Source organism: Klebsiella planticola ATCC 33531 (assembly GCF_000735435.1).
GTDB classification, from domain to species: Bacteria; Pseudomonadota; Gammaproteobacteria; order Enterobacterales; family Enterobacteriaceae; genus Klebsiella; species Klebsiella planticola.
Window position 1 is genome coordinate 181,177 of the sequence record NZ_JMPP01000014.1, and the last position, 11,968, is coordinate 193,144.

General features: G+C 56.4%; 11 protein-coding genes. 3 read left to right on the forward strand and 8 right to left on the reverse strand.

Annotation, left to right across the window (positions count from 1 at the left end; translation table 11 throughout):
* Positions 1–7 precede the first annotated feature (7 nt).
* Genes GRPL_RS20415 through rfaQ form a run of 3 tightly spaced genes read right to left on the reverse strand, consistent with a single transcriptional unit; the run spans position 8 to position 3,305 of the window.
* A complete protein-coding gene (locus GRPL_RS20415) occupies positions 8–1,102 on the reverse strand; it encodes a glycosyltransferase (RefSeq protein ID WP_032698548.1) in 1,095 nt (364 codons plus the stop codon).
* A gap of 2 nt (positions 1,103–1,104) precedes the next feature.
* The gene (locus GRPL_RS20410; protein WP_032698549.1) at positions 1,105–2,232 is read right to left on the reverse strand and encodes a glycosyltransferase family 4 protein; all 1,128 of its coding nucleotides are present in this window, start codon (positions 2,230–2,232) and stop codon (positions 1,105–1,107) included.
* The gene (gene rfaQ, locus GRPL_RS20405) at positions 2,229–3,305 is read right to left on the reverse strand and encodes a putative lipopolysaccharide heptosyltransferase III (protein ID WP_032698551.1); all 1,077 of its coding nucleotides are present in this window, start codon (positions 3,303–3,305) and stop codon (positions 2,229–2,231) included. The genes GRPL_RS20410 and rfaQ overlap by 4 nt, the downstream gene beginning before the upstream one ends.
* A gap of 111 nt (positions 3,306–3,416) precedes the next feature.
* Between rfaQ and GRPL_RS20400 the strand changes: the two genes are divergently transcribed.
* Together GRPL_RS20400 and GRPL_RS20395 are read left to right on the forward strand one after the other, a co-directional pair.
* Positions 3,417–4,379: a polysaccharide deacetylase family protein gene (locus tag GRPL_RS20400; RefSeq protein WP_032690271.1), complete on the forward strand. Its 963-nt coding sequence runs from the start codon at positions 3,417–3,419 to the stop codon at positions 4,377–4,379.
* A gap of 20 nt (positions 4,380–4,399) precedes the next feature.
* Complete coding sequence (locus GRPL_RS20395; RefSeq protein WP_032690272.1) at positions 4,400–5,482, forward strand: glycosyltransferase family 9 protein; 1,083 nt, start codon at positions 4,400–4,402, stop codon at positions 5,480–5,482.
* Between the two features lie 46 nt (positions 5,483–5,528).
* On the opposite strand, the gene GRPL_RS20390 is transcribed toward GRPL_RS20395, so the two are convergent.
* The 5 genes from GRPL_RS20390 to rfaD are packed head-to-tail and all read right to left on the reverse strand — an operon-like array spanning position 5,529 to position 10,561.
* Positions 5,529–6,701 carry an O-antigen ligase family protein gene (locus GRPL_RS20390; RefSeq protein WP_032698552.1) on the reverse strand — a complete coding sequence of 391 codons (1,173 nt, stop codon included), beginning with the start codon at positions 6,699–6,701 and terminating at the stop codon, positions 5,529–5,531.
* Complete coding sequence (locus GRPL_RS20385) at positions 6,679–7,587, reverse strand: WaaZ-like lipopolysaccharide core biosynthesis protein (protein ID WP_032690274.1); 909 nt, start codon at positions 7,585–7,587, stop codon at positions 6,679–6,681. The genes GRPL_RS20390 and GRPL_RS20385 overlap by 23 nt, the downstream gene beginning before the upstream one ends.
* Complete coding sequence (gene rfaC, locus GRPL_RS20380) at positions 7,587–8,558, reverse strand: lipopolysaccharide heptosyltransferase RfaC (protein WP_032698554.1); 972 nt, start codon at positions 8,556–8,558, stop codon at positions 7,587–7,589. Before rfaC ends, GRPL_RS20385 begins: the two co-directional genes overlap by 1 nt.
* Positions 8,559–8,561: 3 nt before the next feature.
* Positions 8,562–9,620, reverse strand: a complete 1,059-nt coding sequence (gene rfaF, locus GRPL_RS20375; RefSeq protein ID WP_032690276.1) for an ADP-heptose--LPS heptosyltransferase RfaF — start codon at positions 9,618–9,620, stop codon at positions 8,562–8,564.
* Positions 9,621–9,628: 8 nt separating this feature from the next.
* Positions 9,629–10,561 carry an ADP-glyceromanno-heptose 6-epimerase gene (rfaD, locus tag GRPL_RS20370; RefSeq protein WP_032690277.1) on the reverse strand — a complete coding sequence of 311 codons (933 nt, stop codon included), beginning with the start codon at positions 10,559–10,561 and terminating at the stop codon, positions 9,629–9,631.
* Between the two features lie 213 nt (positions 10,562–10,774).
* Between rfaD and kbl the strand changes: the two genes are divergently transcribed.
* On the forward strand, positions 10,775–11,968 hold the full coding sequence (gene kbl, locus GRPL_RS20365; protein WP_032690278.1) for a glycine C-acetyltransferase: 1,194 nt from the start codon (positions 10,775–10,777) through the stop codon (positions 11,966–11,968).

The following is an 11,968-nucleotide window of genomic DNA, read 5'->3' on the forward strand; positions in this document are numbered from 1 at the left end:
AGCGGCGTCAGCCGCGACGCAGCTGACGGTACTGCTGACAAATCGTATCCACACTGAATTTTTCCAGTGCAGAAGGTTCGATAGCGGGTGGGTTATGGTAAATGCTTTGCATCGTCCGGGCCAGCGCCGGGCTGTTCAGATCGGCCAGACCGCGGGCTAATTCGCCGGTGAGAATTTCCGTCACCCCGCCAGGACAGCGGGTGCTGGCGACCGGGGTATTGAGCAGAAGAGCCTCAACCACCACGTTACCAAAGCCTTCGCTGTCGGAGCTGAGCACCAGCATCCGCGCATGCTTAATCCACGGCAGCGGGTTTTTCTGGAAGCCTTTAAACAGGACACGATCGGCAACCTGTAGCTGCTGTGCCAGCTGGCGCAGGCGCTGTTCCTGCTCCGGTTTACCCTGACCCAGCAGCACCAGCGGCGCGCTGATTCCGCTTTGCGCATAGGCTTCGATCAGGCGATCGTGGCGTTTCCCCGGGTGGAACCGACCGACGTGAATAATATAATCACCCGCGGGCTGCTCGCCAGGGGCATCGGCGGCGGCGCGCAGAGCGGGAATGTCGAATGGGTTATAAATAGTTTTTAACTGTGCCGGGCGAATAGCGAACTGTTCGACCAGATCCTGGCCTACCGCATCGGAGACGGTAATGACGTTGCGCCCCTGATAGACACGCTTAATCTTCTGCTGCTTCATCCAGCGATCAAATCCGCTGCGATGGCCCAGATAGGATGTGGAAAAGACGCCATGCAGGCAGAACCAGACGTTCCGGTTTTTCAGCGACCGGCTGCGGGCGACAATGCGATCGGTTTTATGCAGGTTGGAGAGCACCAGATCGAATTCGCCCTGCTGCTCGGCGTTGACTATGGCTGCATCCAGCTGGCGGGCACGGCGCGAAAGTTCGGTGATTTTGCGCCAGGGTGTCCGGCTGCGATCGCTCACAACCTGATAATCCAGCCCTTCCGGCAGCGCATAATCACAGACGTCGCGCAGGGAAAACAGCGAGACCCGTTCGCCCTGGCGCAGAAAACGCTCAGCCAGGGTCAGCACGACCTTTTCCGCTCCGCCGCCGGGCAGGCCGTCGATCACAAACAGTATACGCATCGTTATTTCACCAGATCCTGATAGAGGGAGAGCAGCTGCGTCGAGAGCCGTTCGCTGGTGCAGGTCATGATGCGTTCGCGGGCGCGTTGGCCTTCCGCAGAACCTGACGCGTGGGCAGGAAGCGCCATCACCGCCTGCTGAAGCGCCGGGATATCCAGCGCATCGCAAACATAGCCATTGCTGCCCTGAACGATAAACTCAGCGCCGCCGCAGCCGGTGGTGGTAATGACCGGCAGGCCGCAGGCCATCGCTTCGAGAATAACGTTAGGGAACGGATCGTACAGCGTCGGCAGCAGCAGGCCGTCGGCCATCTGATAGAACGGCAGGGTTTCCGACTGCATGCCGAAAAAGCGGACCCGTTCCTCGCAGTTGAGGGTTTTCGCCAGCGCCTGATAGCGATGCTGATCTTTGTCTTTACCGACGACCAGCAGATAGCGATCGGTGGGGGCGATGGCGCGGATCGCCGCATCCAGCCCCTTGCGCTCAAAGCCGGAGCCGACGTAGATCAGGCAGGTTGCCTGGAGCGGCAGATTCCATTGGTTACGTAGCGCAACAAAGGCCGCTTCCGTAGGCGGCAGAAAACGCTGGCTATCGATGGCGTTATAGATAACGTGGATTTTCTCCGCCGGCAGGCCGAAGTCTTCAATAATCTCGCGTTTTATCATTTCCGCGTTGCAGATGACGCCGCGCAGGTGCGAGTCCTGGTACATTTCGCGCTCAGCCTGCATCACATAGCGATGGTAGCGGTCGGCAAACAGCAGGCGGCTTTTCCAGCCGGGCAAAATGCGCGAGCGCTGCTGTAGCCAGCGGCGGTGTACGCCGTCTCCGGCGCGGTACAGGTCGCAGCCGGGAATGCGTTCATGGCTCTGCACCAGATCGAAATGTTCGCTCTGCCACAGCTGGCGGGCGGCGTCGGCAAAACCGCGTTCGCGGCTGATCCGCCCCCACTTACGCGGGTTGCAGATATGAATATTCCAGTCGGGTTTCACCGGCCCTTGCCATTCGCGAGTAATGACGTTCAGTTCAAGATTGCTGCTATCAAGGGCTTCCAGCGCGCGGGAGACAAAGCGCTCCGCGCCGCCGTCCGGGCGATATTTCTGTCGCACCAGGGCCAGCCTGAATTTGCTCATGCCAGTACCTTTTTCGCCGCCGCGATAACCGCGTCGGTGGGAATTAAATCGAGATAACGTTCGTCTGTGCCGGTATCGATATCATCCGGGTCGGGAATAGAGCCGAAATCCCCCGCCCAGATCACCTCGCCTTTGGCCTGCCATGGACGCCAGAAGGTGAGCTTGGAGGGGCCGAACAGCGCCACCAGCGGCGTACCCAGCGCGGCGGCCATATGCATCGGTACGGAGTCGACGCCGATAAACAGGCGGCCATGGTCGATGACGGATGCCAGCTGGCGTAGAGTCAGCTGACCGGCGAGGGAGTGCAAACGCGCATTGGGGCAGCCCGCCATAATGGTTTCGATCATCTGCTTCTCTTTGATATCAGGACCGGAGGTCAGCACGACCGGATAGCCCGCGTCAGAGAGAGCGTTAATCAGGGCGCTCATCCGCTCTTCGCGCCAGCACTTAAAGAACCAGCGGGAGGTCGGCTGAATGACGATATAGTTGTCCTGAAATCCTTCCGGCAGCCGCGCACGGCTGGCGTCCCAGTCCTGCTCGCTGTAGCCCATTTTCGCCGGCGCGTCATTAATATCCAGCCCAAGCGGCGCCAGAATCGACAGATTCTGCTGCACGGTGTGCAGCTGGTTATGCTGCTGCGTTGCGGCGAGAGCGGTATGACAAAAACGCCATGCCGGGTGACGACGCTTCGGGAAGTCAAAGCCGATACGGGTTGGCGCGCCGGTCAGTTTGGTGATAATTGCGCTTGGCCACTGATCGGCAAGATTGAGCACCATATCGTAGCGCTGCTGGCGCAGCGCGCGAATCAGCTGCCACTCCATCTTGAGCTGGTGGCCGGTACCCTGTTTTTTCCAGCGCCGGTCAATGGCGAAAATCTGGTTGATATCAGGATTGGCGGCGAGCATATCCCGGGTTTCTTCATAAAGCAGAACATCAACGCTGGCCGCGGGATATTGCTGTTTGAGGGCGTGAATGAGCGGCGTGATCAGCAGCATATCGCCATGATGGCGCAGCTTAATAACCAGGATTCGCGTCGGGGTCACAGGGCCGGAAGTGCGGGTTTCAGGCGTCATTCTCTGTTCTTCATTCAATATCAGGTTTCCGATTCTAGGGGATCAGACTGATTGAGAGAAGCGTTGTATTGCTCTACCATGACCCGATACGTATGCTCTGAGGACGTTTTCGTGCACAATCCCGCATTTCTCATCACGATTGATACAGAGGGCGATAACCTCTGGCAAAAACATGACAGCATTACCACCGAGAATGCGCGCTATTTACCGCGTTTTCAGCAGCTTTGCGAAAAGTATGGTTTTAAACCCGTCTATTTGACCAACTATGAAATGGCGATTGATCCCTTTTATATCGAATTCGCCAAAGATGTGATTGCCCGCGGGACGGCGGAAATCGGCATGCACCTCCACGCCTGGAACAGTCCGCCGACGGACCCGTTGACCGATGACGACTGGCGTCATAAGCCCTATCTGATTGAATATTCCGATGCGGCGATGCGCGAAAAAGTCGCTTACATGACCCATCTGCTGGAAGACACTTTCCAGACGAAAATGGTCAGCCATCGCGCCGGACGCTGGGCGTTTGATGAGCGCTACGCCCGTCTGCTGGTGGAGCATGGCTATCTGGTTGACTGCTCGGTCACGCCGCGGGTCAACTGGAAGACGGCGAAAGGCGCCCCGCAGGGGGACGGTGGGACCGATTACCGTCGTTTCCCGCAGCATGCCTATTTCCTTGATGAGAATGATATCAGTCGCGAAGGCCGCTCTTCGCTGCTGGAAGTGCCGATGAGCATTCAGTATAAGCACTCCGGCTGGATGAACAGCGTGAAGCAGGGCTACGATCGCTTGCGCGGCAAAGTGCGCTCGCCTTCCGTTCACTGGCTGCGCCCGATGGGGGGAAATGTCGACACCATGAAGAAAGTGGTGCAGCAGACATTGACTCAGGGTAATGATTACGTCGAATATATGCTGCACTCTTCTGAGTATATGCCTGGCGGCAGCCCAACATTTAAAAATAAACAGGATATCGAGCAGTTATATGTCGACCTGGAAGCATTTTTTAACTGGCTGGCGCCGCAGGTGAAGGGAATGACGTTGGCAGAATATTACCAGCGGAAACACACACAGCGATAAAAGGCACCCTAAGGTACCGTATGCGTATCCTTAAACAACTGACGCGGAAGAAGAATGCTTTCTTCCGCGACATTAAATTTAATTTAATTAATTTTCGTTATAGAAATAAAGCTGAGCGCCAGCCGTTTAATCCGGCTCAGGTGAAACGCATTTTATTACTGCGTCTGGATGACAAAGTCGGTGACATGGTGGTGACCACAGGCTGTGCCAGACTTCTTGCCGAGCGCGGCTATAAAGTCTCTGTTCTCACCGGTCCTGTCTGTATGCAAATATTAGCAGGCTCAATATTTCTTGAGAATATATATTTGTATAAACCACGGATGTCTCTCGCTGCATTACGGGCACTTAATTTTGATGTGGTCATCGATTTTGATGATGTGAAAACCTATGAACGGTTTAAGTTTCTCTCTGATTTACGCGCGCCCTGCGTGATTGGTTTTAATAAAGAGAAATATAAGCTGTATGACCAGTCAATCGCCTTTTATGATAGCAAAAGCCATATTTCCGCCCGTTATAAACAGGTGGTTAAGCTTTTTGGCGTGAGAGATGAGCACTATCATTATCACGTTCCCGGCGATATACGCGAGCGTGAGCGAGTGGAAAAGTTACTGGCGACAGAAAGTGACAGACAGCTATGCGTCGCCATCAATCCCTTTACCGCATCAACCGATAAGGACTTCTGCCGTCATCAGGTCGCCACGCTCATTGAGCGACTCCGTCAGCTACCCTATAAAGTGAGCGTGGTGATGGTTGGCCGCAGTGAGAAAATCCGTCAACTTGGGCTGGATATGGCGCTGTATCTGGCTGACAGCAATATCAACTCGGCAGTAGAAGTTATCCGCTGCTGCGATCTGGTGATTACCGCTGACACTTCCATTGTGCACATTGCCAGAGTGTTTGATAAACCAATGGTGGCGGTCTATAACAAGCGCAAGCTCAAGGATACTGGCCTGCCGGGTTATACCATCTGGGCCCCGGGTTATGCTAAGGCCAGACAGATTGTCTGCGAGGAAGAGAACGTGGCGGATGTCTCGATTGACGCCATATGGCCGATGATCAAAGAACAGGCTGATAGTCTGGTGGCCACGCGCTTGCGGCAATAAAAAAGGGCCCGGACGGGCCCTTTTCTGTTACGGTTTCACGACGGCCTTACGGCCGTTTTGCCGTCAGGTTATTGCTTAACGCAATCCCGAGCGGTAGCCAGAACAGCACCCAGGTTTCTCGCGGGTTGCTGACGATAAACATCCCCTGCGACGCCATAAAAATCAATGCGTACATGAAGATCGCCAGGCCGTACCGGCTGTCGCCGCGGCGTTTGCACCATGCCCGCCATAATCCGCTGGCGATGACCGCCAGCAGCAGCAGCAGGCCAATGATGCCGCCTTTCAACAGCGAGCCGAGATAGACGCTGTGGGTGGTGGTAATGTGTTCACCGCTGTAGTTAATGAATTCGAGTCCATAATCGAACCCCCGGCCCAGCCAGGGATGGTCCGCGATTTCGGCAAGCGTATGGCGCCAGATGCTGAAACGTAGACCACTCTGCGTCCCCATCTCCTCAAAGCGGGCTAGCAGCAGGTCCCCAACCGGTGTCAGGGAGAAGACCAGCCCGAGCACCACCGCCAGCGTGGCGACGATCGCTAAATTACGGCGCGTAAATACCTGGAGATGCAGCGTGCAGCAGAAGGCCAGCGCCAGGGCGATAATCGGCCCGCGGCTCTGGGTAAAGACCATCATCACCAGCAGGATAGCGATCGGCAGATAGAGATAATGGCCGGCTTTCTCTTTCAACAGCAGGCAGCAAATTAAGATGGCGATGCCGCAGTATCCTGCCAGGTCGATAACGTTGGTCGGGCCTGGGTTTTCCGGTGAGACTTCGCGCAGGGTCAGAACCAGCGTATGGTCTATCGCCAGCGTCCAGACAGACAGCACGGTGACTCCGGCAACCACGCTGAGCAGCGCCAGATGCCGGGTGCGGGGATGGCCCAGCAGGGTGGCGAGCAGCAACAGGTAGAAGATGAGATAGGTCCCGTGAGTCAGCGGCGAGTCAATATGTTGCGGCGTATGCCCCCAGAGATTGCTGAGCGCATAGTAGACAAAGAAGAGCACCAGCAGCGCATAGGTCGGCCATTGCTGGCGGGTACTCTCCGCCAGCGCCTGGCGATGGTCTTTGTTCAGTAAAGACAGCAGGAACAGCAGAATTGACAGGTGGAGCAGGTTATTCGTCCGGGTGGAGATGCAAAAAATAGCGCTGAAAAATAAAAATAAGGGAAAGAAAAGGGAGTAACCCTGAATGGCATAGTTACTTATTTTTAAAGTACGCATCAAAAGAAACCTTTGCAAAAATCGTTTCCGGCACCGCACTCTCCTGAGAGAAATTGATGACCCGAATATGGTTTTGTTGTAGCACACAAGCGGCGTGCGAAAAGGACGGGATGACCAGGTCATCCACTTTGTTTGCCAGGTAGGAAGGCAGTTTATTCTGTTGTGTTTCGTAGAACCGCGGTTGGTGGAAATTATTCATGTCCAGCCCGCTGATAAGAATGGTGTCGAATCCCAGCCAGGCGAGGATCTGTAAGGACCAGTAGACCACGGTTCCGGCATCAAAGACCCCGTGGCGGATATCGGTGCTAAAGCAGATATCCTGACGCTCAGGGTGGAAACGCAGCGCTTCGATATGCTGATAGGTTTTCCGCATCACGCTGCTGGCGACCTTAGGCTGGTAAATTTTATAGCAGCCGTCTTCAATCAGCGCCAGGCGGCAGCGCAGATCGGCCGGATAGCGATCGTAGATTTTGGCGATCCCGTGCATGGTGGTAAACAGCACAAGATCGGGCTGGCCGATCACCGAGCGAATAATGTCGGGCTGCTTGTCGTAAAACTCCATATCGACAATGGTGTAGAACGAAAACCGCAGCGTATCAGAGAGAAACCAGGCGCCGTTGACGCCCATCACCGGCACGCTCTCCGGCAGTCGTGAAAAATCAATACCGCGGGTAGAGGGGCCGGTCGCCGTCAACAAAACCTCGCCATGCGCGCTGTTTTTTAACGCGCTCAGGCTGACCAGCGGAATATTTTGACCTTTGTACTGCAGCGTGCGGATTTCACCGCTTTCGCCCCGGGTGATTTTGGTATACGGCCAGAGATTTTCGTTATGGCGAAAAGCACGCGGGTGCGTGTAGCGGTAAATTTGCTTGTACAGTGAACCCATTAAATCAGCCCCTGAGATTGCAGCAGCTGCGCGATGCGGGCGGCGGAAATATCCCCGGTGCTGTTGCCGCTTTCCGGACGTACGACATACTGATTTTTACCGTAACCGCCAATCAACCCCGGGTCGGTGGGGCCATATAACGTAAAATTGGGTTTATCGAGCGCGGCGGTCAGATGGCTCAGGCCGGTATCAACGGAAACCACGCCTCTGGCGCCCGCCAGAACCTGAGCGACCTGTTCCAGGCTCATGCGCGGCAGAACGTCGACAAAGTCGTGACCCTCCGCCAGCCGTTTAGCCCGCGCTTCTTCATGCGGGGCGCCCCACGGCAGCTTAATCTGCAGGCCGCTGTCGGCCAGCAGGGCGATAAGCGCCTGCCAGTGGCTTTCTGGCCAGTGTTTGTCATCGCGGGTCGTGGCATGCAGGAAGACGAGGTACGGCACAGCAGTGGCGGTTTCCGGGCGGGTAAAGTGGCGGGCGATGGCATAATCCCCCTGGCTTTCCGGTCGGGCATAGCCCAGGCTTTTGGCGAACAGTTCGCGGGTGCGCTCAACGGCATGCTGCTGCTTCGCGATATGGTGACGGCGATTGTAGAACAGGCTGGCCAGCGGCTCGCGGGCGGTTTGCCAGTCCATACCGTGCTTCACGCCGCGCGCCAGCCGGGTGACCAGCGCGGCGCTTTTGACCAGACCCTGGGCGTCGATAATCGCGTCATATTTCTGTGCCCGTACGGCGTCGCGAAAGGCCTTGCGTTCGGCCCTGATGGGGGCCGAAAACCAGGCTTTACGCCAGCGGCGAATGGCGACGGGAATCACCCGATCCACCGCTTCATGCCAGGACGGGATCTGGGCGAACCCTTCCTCGACGACCCAGTCAAAGCGAATGCCGGGAAAAGCTTGCGCGGCATCGGTCAGCGCGGGCAGCGTATGCAGGACGTCGCCCATGGACGAGGTTTTTACGATCAATACCCGCATCCGTTACGCTTCCTCTTTATCGGTTTTTTCCTGCAGGAGCGCGTTTAGCTCTTCCTGTACGCGCTGCGGCGTAATATCGATCAGGCTCTGATGATAACCTTCCGCGGCATCGCCCTTACGGACTTTGTGGTAGCCGCTAATCAGGCGAATCACCCGTGCTTTGTGTGACAGTGGGGGAGTGAAGTCCGGGCTGCTTGGGCCATACAGCGCCACCAGCGGGCGGTCCAGCGCAGCGGCGACGTGCATCAGGCCGGAATCGTTGCTGACCACCGCTTTACAGGCGGCAAGCAGAATGACGGCCTGCTCAAGCTGGGTCTCCCCGGCCAGATTGCGACACCAGGCCTGCTGTTCGCTGCTCAGCGCGGCGATGATCTCTTTGCCCGCTTCGTTATCTTTGGCCGAACCGAACAGGACTATCTGGTAACCGTCGTCGATAAGCTGTTTCGCCAGCTCGGCGTAGTGATAGTGCGGCCAGCGTTTTGCCGGGCCAAACTCTGCGCCGGGGCAGAAGCCGATCATCGGGCGATCGGCTGAGAGATTAAACGCGCTACAGGCCTGCGATTTTTCACCTTCATGAACCTGCAGCTGCGGCCACAGCAGCGGCTGCGGCAGATCTTTGGCGCTGCGCATGACGCCCTTGTCATAGGCCAGCGCGACATAGCGTTCAACCATCAGCGGCCAGGCGTCTTTATCCAGCACTCGCGCGTCGTTCAGCAGACCGTAGCGCATCTCGCCGCGCCAGCCGGTGCGGTGCGGGATGTTGGCGAAGAAGGGGACCAGCGCCGATTTAAACGAGTTCGGTAGCACATAAGCACGATCGTAGCGACGTTCGCGCAGGCTGTGTCCGAGCTTACGGCGCTCGCCGATTGCCAGCGCGCCATGACCGAGCGGCATCGGGATGGCTTCGTTAACTTCCGGCATGCGCGACAGCAGCGGGCGGCACCACGCAGGTGCCATCACGTCGATTATCGCCTGGGGATAGCGCGCCCTGAGCGTGCGATAGAGACTTTGCGACATCATCATGTCGCCCACCCAAGACGGGCCAACCACCAATATTTTCATGTTATGTCTTACGCGTCGCGGTTGAGCCAGGCCATATATTCCGTTACGCCTTCGGCAACGGTCTTGAACGGCTTATCGTAGCCCGCAGCGCGCAGGTTGGTCAGATCCGCCTGGGTAAATGCCTGGTAGCGGCCTTTCAGCTTCTCGGGGAACGGGATGTATTCGATGCTGCCTTTCTTATGGTATGCCAGCGTGGCATCGGCTACCGCCTGGAAAGATTCCGCACGGCCGGTGCCGAGGTTGAAAATACCGGATACGCCGTTTTCCCAGAACCACAGGTTTACCGCCGCCACGTCGCCTACGTAGACGAAATCGCGTTTGAAGCCATCGCTGCCTTCGAACAGTTTCGGGCTTTCGCCGTTATTCAACTGGGTGTTGAGGTGGAAAGCCACGCTCGCCATGCTGCCTTTGTGCCCTTCGCGCGGCCCGTAGACGTTGAAATAGCGGAAGCCTACGATCTGCGAGTCGGCTTCCGGCAGGATCTGACGGACGTATTCGTCAAACAGGAATTTGGAGTAGCCGTAAACGTTCAGCGGCTGCTCATATTCACGGGATTCGATAAAGTCGCTGGTGCGGCCGCCGTAGGTTGCCGCCGACGAGGCGTACAGGAACGGAATCTGACGCTCCAGGCAGTAGTGCAGCACCTCTTTAGAGTACTGATAGTTGTTATCCATCATGTACTTGCCGTCCCACTCTGTGGTGGAAGAGCAGGCGCCTTCGTGGAATATGGCTTCAATTTCACCGAACTCTTCCCCGGCCATCACCTGAATCAGGAAGTCTTCTTTATCCATGTAATCAGCGATATCCAGGTCTACCAGGTTAGCAAACTTGGTGCCGTCTTTCAGATTATCTACGACCAAAATGTCGGTAATGCCTTTGTCATTCAGGGCCTTAACGATGTTGCTGCCGATAAACCCTGCGCCGCCGGTAACGATGATCATAACTGTAACCTTTGAAGTATGGAGTCCAGAGACAATCCGGACATGAATACTCATATCATATCACCACATGGAGCAGGCTTCAGCCATTCGCCGAAAAGCGGGGTGGTGAGCGTGATTTATGCTGCAAATAATTCATCCAGGCATGCATCATCTCGTATCAGCGTATAGCTTTGGGTAATATGTGCCAAATTTTGCCAAATCTGGAGAGTTGCAATGCGTGGTGATTTTTACGAACAGTTGACCAATAGCCTTGAGACCGCTCGTGCGGAAGGGTTATTTAAAGAAGAACGCATTATTACGTCGGCGCAGCAGGCGGATATTACCGTCGGCGGCAGCAATGTGATTAACTTCTGCGCCAATAACTATCTGGGTCTGGCTAACCATCCGCAGCTGATTGCTGCCGCGAAAGCCGGGATGGACAGCCACGGTTTTGGTATGGCTTCCGTGCGCTTTATTTGCGGGACGCAGGACAGCCACAAAGCGCTTGAGAAGAAGCTGGCTGAGTTCCTCGGCATGGAAGATGCGATTCTCTACTCCTCCTGCTTCGATGCCAACGGCGGTCTGTTTGAAACCCTGTTAGGCCCGGAAGATGCCATTATTTCCGATGCCCTGAACCACGCCTCGATCATTGACGGCGTTCGCCTGTGCAAAGCAAAACGCTACCGTTATGCCAATAACGATATGCAGGAGCTGGAAGCACGTCTGAAAGAGGCCCGTGAAGCCGGCGCACGCCACGTGCTGATCGCCACCGACGGCGTATTCTCCATGGACGGCGTGATCGCCAACCTGAAAGGCGTCTGCGACCTGGCGGACCAGTTCGATGCGCTGGTGATGGTCGACGATTCCCACGCCGTCGGCTTTGTGGGTGAAAACGGTCGCGGCTCGCATGAATACTGCGATGTGATGGGCCGTGTCGATATCATCACCGGGACATTAGGTAAAGCGCTGGGCGGCGCATCCGGCGGCTATACCGCCGCGCGTAAAGAGGTCGTTGAATGGCTGCGCCAGCGTTCGCGTCCGTATCTGTTCTCCAACTCGCTGGCCCCGGCGATTGTTGCGGCCTCTATCAAAGTGCTGGAGATGGTGGAGTCCGGTGCTGAACTGCGCGATCGCCTGTGGTCCAACGCGCGCCTGTTCCGCGAAAAAATGACCGCCGCGGGCTTTACGCTGGCCGGCGCCGACCACGCGATTATCCCGGTTATGCTGGGCGAAGCCGTGATTGCGCAAAACTTTGCGCGCGAGCTGCAAAAAGAAGGGATTTACGTCACCGGGTTCTTCTATCCGGTGGTACCAAAAGGCCAGGCGCGTATTCGCACCCAGATGTCGGCGGCGCATACCCCTGAACAAATTGAACGTGCGGTAGAAGCCTTTACCCGCATCGGTAAACAACTGGGCGTGATTGCCTGA

What these genes read in the sequence shown, in the direction of transcription:
- rfaD (WP_032690277.1), bottom strand. Translation starts at nt 10,561, where the DNA reads ATGATCATCGTTACCGGCGGCGCAGGGTTTATCGGCAGCAACATCGTT.
- kbl (WP_032690278.1), top strand. Translation starts at nt 10,775, where the DNA reads ATGCGTGGTGATTTTTACGAACAGTTGACCAATAGCCTTGAGACCGCT.
- GRPL_RS20415 (WP_032698548.1), bottom strand. Translation starts at nt 1,102, where the DNA reads ATGCGTATACTGTTTGTGATCGACGGCCTGCCCGGCGGCGGAGCGGAA.
- GRPL_RS20410 (WP_032698549.1), bottom strand. Translation starts at nt 2,232, where the DNA reads ATGAGCAAATTCAGGCTGGCCCTGGTGCGACAGAAATATCGCCCGGAC.
- GRPL_RS20390 (WP_032698552.1), bottom strand. Translation starts at nt 6,701, where the DNA reads ATGCGTACTTTAAAAATAAGTAACTATGCCATTCAGGGTTACTCCCTT.
- rfaQ (WP_032698551.1), bottom strand. Translation starts at nt 3,305, where the DNA reads ATGACGCCTGAAACCCGCACTTCCGGCCCTGTGACCCCGACGCGAATC.
- GRPL_RS20385 (WP_032690274.1), bottom strand. Translation starts at nt 7,587, where the DNA reads ATGGGTTCACTGTACAAGCAAATTTACCGCTACACGCACCCGCGTGCT.
- rfaC (WP_032698554.1), bottom strand. Translation starts at nt 8,558, where the DNA reads ATGCGGGTATTGATCGTAAAAACCTCGTCCATGGGCGACGTCCTGCAT.
- rfaF (WP_032690276.1), bottom strand. Translation starts at nt 9,620, where the DNA reads ATGAAAATATTGGTGGTTGGCCCGTCTTGGGTGGGCGACATGATGATG.
- GRPL_RS20395 (WP_032690272.1), top strand. Translation starts at nt 4,400, where the DNA reads ATGCGTATCCTTAAACAACTGACGCGGAAGAAGAATGCTTTCTTCCGC.